This window comes from Caloramator australicus RC3 (assembly GCF_000297115.1).
Lineage (GTDB): Bacteria > Bacillota > Clostridia > Clostridiales > Caloramatoraceae > Caloramator > Caloramator australicus.
On the sequence record NZ_CAKP01000097.1, the window covers coordinates 22826 to 29151 of the forward strand.

7 protein-coding genes and 2 pseudogenes are annotated in these 6326 nt (G+C 29.8%); all 9 read left to right on the top strand.

Annotated elements, in window-relative coordinates; all coding sequences use genetic code 11:
- The first annotated feature begins 7 nt into the window (after positions 1–7).
- Positions 8–1171: a murein hydrolase activator EnvC family protein gene (locus CAAU_RS09595; protein WP_008909241.1), complete on the top strand. Its 1164-nt coding sequence runs from the start codon at positions 8–10 to the stop codon at positions 1169–1171.
- A 70-nt stretch (positions 1172–1241) separates the two neighbouring features.
- On the top strand, positions 1242–2441 hold the full coding sequence (locus tag CAAU_RS09600) for a S41 family peptidase (protein WP_008909242.1): 1200 nt from the start codon (positions 1242–1244) through the stop codon (positions 2439–2441).
- Positions 2442–2489: 48 nt separating this feature from the next.
- Entirely contained in the window at positions 2490–3794 is a 1305-nt protein-coding gene (locus tag CAAU_RS09605) for a PDZ domain-containing protein (protein WP_008909243.1), read from the top strand.
- A gap of 290 nt (positions 3795–4084) precedes the next feature.
- The gene (locus tag CAAU_RS14660; protein WP_008909244.1) at positions 4085–4249 is read left to right on the top strand and encodes a hypothetical protein; all 165 of its coding nucleotides are present in this window, start codon (positions 4085–4087) and stop codon (positions 4247–4249) included.
- A 175-nt stretch (positions 4250–4424) separates the two neighbouring features.
- A complete protein-coding gene (locus CAAU_RS09615) occupies positions 4425–4661 on the top strand; it encodes a hypothetical protein (protein ID WP_008909245.1) in 237 nt (78 codons plus the stop codon).
- 34 nt (positions 4662–4695) lie between these two features.
- On the top strand, positions 4696–5043 hold the full coding sequence (locus CAAU_RS09620; RefSeq protein ID WP_008909246.1) for a MerR family transcriptional regulator: 348 nt from the start codon (positions 4696–4698) through the stop codon (positions 5041–5043).
- Positions 5044–5237: 194 nt separating this feature from the next.
- On the top strand, positions 5238–5507 hold the full coding sequence (locus tag CAAU_RS09625; protein ID WP_008909247.1) for a UPF0175 family protein: 270 nt from the start codon (positions 5238–5240) through the stop codon (positions 5505–5507).
- 93 nt (positions 5508–5600) lie between these two features.
- A pseudogene (locus CAAU_RS15625) lies at positions 5601–6047 on the top strand (helix-turn-helix domain-containing protein); the annotation flags it as partial.
- A 121-nt stretch (positions 6048–6168) separates the two neighbouring features.
- Positions 6169–6326 (top strand): annotated as a pseudogene (locus CAAU_RS15630) (transposase); the annotation flags it as partial.

Sequence of the window (6326 nt, forward strand, 5' to 3'; positions counted from 1 at the left end):
TTCGAAAGTGCACAAAAGAATAGCCAGCTTTTTATTGTTAACAATACTTTTAGGCACATTGACTGTTAGAGCAGATGAGCTTACAAACAAAAAGAAACAATTGAATGAAGTAAAATCAAATATTAAGGAATTGAAGAGTAAAATTGAAGAAATTAAGGATGAAAAAGAAGATGTAATGCAAAAAATTAAAGAGTATGAAAATAAAGTAACAAGAATTCAAAATGAAATAGAGGATTTGAATGATAAAATTAAATCAAAGAAGGATGAAATAGAAACAACCAATAAAGAACTTGAAAAGGCAATTGAGGATTTTGAAACAGAAAAGGACCTTTATGCAAAAAGGCTTAGGGCTTTGTATATAGAAGGTAATGTAGGCTATATTGATGTTCTTTTAGCATCTGAAAGTTTTTCCGATTTTATTTCGCAGTATGAGATTTTTAACAGGATTATTGAATACGATAAAAATCTTTTAAAGGAAATGAAGGAAAAGCAGGAGGATATAAAGGCTAAAAAGGAAAGACTCGAAGGCCAAAAAAAACAGCTTTTAATTCTTCAGCAGAACCAGATGAATAAAAAATATGAACTTGCCCAGGCAACAGAAGAGCAAAAGAGCTACTATAAAAAACTAGAAACAAATCAAAATGAACTTGAAAGATTGCTTGATGAAGAACTTAGAGAGTCTAAAAGACTTGAAGCACAAATTAGAGAGCTTCAGGCAAAACTTGCTAAAAGAAATGGGGGATCCAAATCATATTCCGGATCTAAAACAGGAATAATAAAGGTAAGCGACATAGGTTATATGCCTAAGGTTACATCATATTTTGGCAATAGATTTCATCCAATCTTAAAAAAATGGAAAATGCATACAGGTATAGACATTGGTATTCCAAGTGGGACTCCCATTTATGCTATGTCTGATGGGGAAGTAATTATTGCCCAATATCTTAATGGATATGGATATACTGTTGTTATTGACCATGGTGGAGGAGTTACATCCCTCTATGCCCATCTATCAAAAATTCTTGTAAAGGAAGGTCAGGAAGTAGAAAAAGGACAAATGATTGCAAAATCCGGAAGCACAGGTTATTCAACAGGACCACATCTTCATTTTGAAGTGAGAATAAATGGTGATCCTGTAAATCCTGAACCTTATTATATCGTTGGACAATAATTTGCCGTTATAAAAACATATAATAGATAATATAATAACAAAAGAAGACTTGACTTTCGAGGTGTTAATTATGAATAAAAATATAAAGTTAAAAAATGCTATAATTGCCATCATATTAACTAATTTAATAACTGTATCCCTTGTAGTGCTTTTGCCTATACCATTTTTTGGTGGAAAAAGACTTATTTCAAAGGATCTATATGATTTTACAAAAAGGTATGATAAACTTTTAAAAGTTGAGAATCTTATAAAAAACAATTATGTGGATAAAAAGACGATAGATGAGAATAAGTTGATTGAAGGTGCTATAAATGGGATGGTTGATTCAGTTGGAGATCCGTATACAGTTTATTTAGATAAACAGCAATTTGAGGATCTTTTAACACAAACCAGAGGGAGCTATGGTGGCGTTGGAATAGTTGTAGGGGAAAAAGAGGGGAAATTGACAGTTATAGCTCCTATTGAAGATAGTCCAGCTGAAAAGGCAGGTATTAAGGCAGGAGATATAATATTAAAGGTTGATGGAAAAGAAATTTCAGCAAAGGAACTTGAAAAGGCCGTTTCAATGATGAGGGGCAAGGAAGGAACAAAAGTTATTCTAACTATCTTTAGAGAAGGAAAAGGAGTAAAGGACTACGAGCTTACAAGATCTATAATTGTTTTAAAAACAGTAAAAAGCCAAGTTTTAAAGGGAGATATAGGATATATTAGGATAACTTCCTTTGATGAAAATACTGCTGATGAGTTTGAAAAGGCCTTTGAAAAATTACAAAAGCAAAACATAAAGGGACTTGTGCTTGATTTAAGGGATAATCCCGGTGGACTTTTAGATACATCAGTTGCTATTGCAGATATGATATTGCCACAAGGAACAATAGTTTATACGATAGATACCAATGGCAAAAAAGATGTTTGGAAATCAGATCCTCAAAATATAAATATGCCTTTAGTGGTATTAGTAAATGAGGGAAGTGCAAGTGCATCTGAAATTTTATCAGGAGCAATTAGAGATTTTAAAGCAGGAACATTAATTGGAACTAAAACCTTTGGTAAGGGGCTTGTTCAAAATATTATCGACCTTAAGGATGGAACAGGGCTTAAGGTTACAATTGCAAGATATTATACTCCATCAGGAGAGTGTATTCAAGGAAAGGGCATTATGCCTGATATAGTTTATGATTTACCTAAGGAATTGAAGGATAAACAGTTGCCAATTGATGAGGATCCACAAATAAAAAAGGCAATTGAAGTGTTGATGACAAAAATATGATGGGTGTCATTAAGGCACCCGCTTATTAATATTCATGGGAGGTTATATATGGGTTTATTAACATTGATTAACTTTGCCATTAAGGCCTATGCACAGGGGGTTGTTGGTTTCTTATTTCAACCGATTGCATGGATATTTTTATTTATTTTGTATATTCAGTATAAAAGAATGTATGCACTACAAAGGGAAGTTTATTATGGAGACTTTAAATATAGCGTTAAGGATATGATGACGACTGCAATATTAGCTGGGCTTTTAGCTGGATTAGTTGCAAATATATTGATGACGTTAGTTGGAATTACATTTTCAAATAGTGTAGGACTGCAGATAGTTGTTTTAATTTCACTGCTTCTTTTGGCTATAAATCCAAGGTATGTATGTTTGTCATATTCAGGAGGATTATATAGTTTATTTTTGTTAATAAGTCTAGGCTTAATTCAAAAGGGCATAATAAAATCTAATATATTTATAGAAATAATAAACTTAATAAAAATAGATATTCCATCGTTATTAGCTATCGTGGGGATAATGCATTTTATAGAAGCTATTTTAATGTGGTTTGATGGACATAGGGCAGCTATTCCTGCATTTATAAAAAAGGATGGGGAAATTATAGGAATATATGTCCTTCAAAGGTTTTGGCCCATTCCGCTTATTTTTTTCTTTTTAACTGCTGGTCCTATTCCTCAAGGGGATTTAATTACAACGCCTGATTGGTGGCCTTTAATAAAGCCTACATTAACAAATATTGACGTAAGAAATGCTATATTTATGGCTGTTCCTGTATTTGCTATGCTTGGATACGGAGATTTTGCGATTTCTACTGATGTTAAAACAAAGGTTAAAAGAACATCTTCTCTACTGGCTTTATTTAGCGGCATTTTGATTGGTTTATCACTTGTTGCTAATAAAGTTTATATATTTAATTATATAGCAGCTATTTTTTCACCACTTGCCCATGAAACTTTAATATTATATGAAAGATATATAGAAAAAAATGGACGTCCTTTATGGAGAAGAAGGGAAGAAGGGGTAGTTGTTTTGGATTCTATGCCTAATTCGCCGGCAGAAAAGATGGGCATTACTGCTGGTGACATTATAATATCAATTAACAATCAACCTATAAGGGGATTAGAAGATATTATTAATTTTTTCCAAAACTACAATAATTATATTTGGGTAGAAACTATTGATATTTTTGGAAAAAGAAAGGTATATGAATATAGGGATTATCAAAATGGCATTGATGAACTTGGAATATTGACTATTCCTAAATATAGTTTTAATGTTCCAATAATAGAAGATAGAGGTGGATTATTTAGCATAATTAAATCCAAGTTTAGAAAACAATAAATGGCTGCCTATTAGGCAGCCTATATTTATGGGTATATATTGAAGTTATTGAAAAAATTACAAATAAGTTTTAAAATATAATTAGAATATTATAAAGGATGGTAAATATGAAAAATTTTATTAAAAAAGTTTTTATATTTCTGGCAAAATCCATATTAATTATTTTAATTGTCGTAGCATTGACTTATTTTGCTTCGTGGAAATATGGTTATAATTTCTCAACTTTGTTATTTTACATTGGAGTAATATTTATTCTTATAGGCTGTTTCTCATGGTTGGGTAGACTTAGGATGGAAACTATTCAAGCTTACGTATTAACAAAGACAATCACCAATGCAGGCCCATCTAAGAATTCACATTTAGACTATTTATCAAGGGATACAAGTCTTGATTTTTTACTACTTATGGCTTGGATAGGAATATGGTTGATTGTTTTAAGTGTTTTATTAACTTGATTTTGATTGGAGTGATAAAGAAATATATTTTAAACGAAAATCAGTCTATATTTCCCTTTTACTTTGCATTTTTATATTTTCCTCCTGCCAGAGCAAAAACGTTCTAAAACCTGATACCCCTGAAAATACAGTTTGGCTTTTTAAAAGAGCTGTTGACGATGGTAAATACGATAATTTGAATCAGCTTTTTATGGATGAGAGAAAGAATGCTGTTTCAATAGATACCTTTAAAAAATTAAAGGAAATTTCAACGCCTGGCGCAAGTTTTAAGCATTATCAACTTTTGACTTTTACAAACGGTGAAATGGTGCTCATAAGATTGAGCCCTAACAAAATCGAAGGAGAATACAGAATAGAGGATATAATAATAGTTCCAGAAGAAGCAAAAAAATTGTTTGTGGATAATAAATGAAAGCTTTTAATTTGTAATTAGGATGTAAAATTCAGTGGAAAAATTAAATGAAAAATTGTATGGAGGAACTATAATTATAGCTATAGCAATTTTAACTTCAAGTATAATTCTTTCCTATACGGCCATAAAGATCACTAATCAAATTCAGGCTAATACTGTGAATAATAATAAAAAATTATTAACAATAAACGAAGCATCAAAACATATAAATCTTTCAGAAGAAGAAATATTAAAGATTATTTATGAAGAAGAAAAGCAATTAATCACATCCCATATTATTACAAGACCAAGATTTCCTTATTTAAAGATAAATGATAAATATTATATACCCAAAGATTTGCTTGATGAATGGATTAAAGACGCAAATGGAAGGAGTTATTGATAAGAATATAAATTAAGATTTATACTGTAAGGAGCTGCGTTTAGCTCCTTTTTTTATTAAATTGCCTTAAAAAAGAAGTAATGATATTACTAGATTATATTTAATTTTATAATAGCATTTCTTACTAATACAAAATAAAGTAGAAGATTTGTTATAATGTAAATATAAAAATATTTAATATTTGTGGTGATACTATGAATAACATAAGCATAAATATGAAGCCTGAATTTTTGTTGTTTTTACCTAAAGATAAAAAGTTTTTAGAAGATGAAGTTAACTTAGCTTTATCGATTTTACTATTTATAAGAAATAAAGTTACATTAGCAAAGGCGGCAGAATTAGCGGGTAGAAATTTAGAAGAATTTATAGAAATTTTAAAAGAGCATGAGATTCCATGGGGTGAATATACCGAAGAACAATATGAAAAAGATCTTGAGACTATAAAGTATTTAACTAAAGAGTAACAGAAGTCGCCCACTTCTATAAGTGGGTGATGAATGTTGATTGATAAATTCTTTTTTATGATATAATCAGTATTACAGGAAGGAGGTGTAATTTTGCTAAAGGCTTATAAATACAGGATATATCCAACAAAAGAACAAGAAGAATATTTTGCTAAAGTATTTGGTTGTGTAAGATTTATATACAACAAAATGCTACATGACAAAATAGAATACTATAAAAAAACAGGAGAAATGCTAAACAATACACCTGCACAATATAAAAAAGAATATTCTTTTCTAAAAGAAGTAGATAGTCTTGCACTTTCCAACGCACAACTTAATTTAGAAAAAGCATATAAAAAATTCTTTAGAGATAAAAAAACAGCCTTTCCAAAGTTAAAGACAAAAATAAAAATAAAACAACACAGACAATTTGAAGGAAGAATTAAATCCGTAACTATATCAAAAACGCCAACAGGCAAATATTATGCTTCTATACTTGTAGAAGAAGAAATTAAAGAATTACCTAAAATAGATAAAAAAGTAGGTATAGATTTAGGAATTAAAGAATTTGCTATTTTATCTGATGGAACAAAGGTAGAAAATCCAAAATGGTTAAGAAAAACAGAAAAAAGAATTAAAATTATACAAAAATCATTATCAAGAAAGCAAAAGCAAAGTAAAAACTATGAAAGGACAAGACAAAAACTTGCAAAAATTATACGAAAAAATATCAAATCAAAGAAAAGATTTTCTTCACAAATTATCTTCTAAAATTATACACGAAAACCAAGTGATAGTTTTAGAAGATTTACAGGTAAAGAATATGCAACAAAAWTC

Excerpts from the sequence above, each read along its gene's own strand:
- CAAU_RS09600 (WP_008909242.1), top strand. The coding sequence starts at position 1,242 with ATGAATAAAAATATAAAGTTAAAAAATGCTATAATTGCCATCATATTA.
- CAAU_RS09605 (WP_008909243.1), top strand. The coding sequence starts at position 2,490 with ATGGGTTTATTAACATTGATTAACTTTGCCATTAAGGCCTATGCACAG.
- CAAU_RS14660 (WP_008909244.1), top strand. The coding sequence starts at position 4,085 with ATGGAAACTATTCAAGCTTACGTATTAACAAAGACAATCACCAATGCA.
- CAAU_RS09625 (WP_008909247.1), top strand. The coding sequence starts at position 5,238 with ATGAATAACATAAGCATAAATATGAAGCCTGAATTTTTGTTGTTTTTA.